The organism is Stenotrophomonas sp. SrG, assembly GCF_050031795.1.
GTDB classification, from domain to species: domain Bacteria; phylum Pseudomonadota; class Gammaproteobacteria; order Xanthomonadales; family Xanthomonadaceae; genus Stenotrophomonas; species Stenotrophomonas rhizophila_A.
On record NZ_JBNBBE010001850.1, the window covers coordinates 1 to 229 of the forward strand.

The following is a 229-nucleotide window of genomic DNA, read 5'->3' on the forward strand; positions in this document are numbered from 1 at the left end:
CGGCCGCTTCCTGCTCAACCCGCTGTTCCGCATCCTGGCCGCCGCCAAGGCGCGCGAGGTGATGACCGCCGCCGCTTTGCTGGTGGTGCTGGGCGCGGCACTGCTGATGCAGCTGGGCGGGCTGTCGATGGCTATGGGCGCGTTCCTGGCCGGCGTGCTGCTCGGCGACTCCACCTTCCTCGACGAGTTCGAAGCCGACATCGAACCGGTCCGCGGCTTCCTGCTCGGG

Annotated in this window: 1 protein-coding gene; it reads left to right on the forward strand. The window is 70.3% G+C overall.

Going from position 1 to position 229, the window contains the following annotated elements; genetic code table 11:
• A partial coding sequence (locus ACQG3P_RS25605) for a cation:proton antiporter (protein WP_426806610.1) occupies positions 1–229 on the forward strand: 229 nt, incomplete at both ends.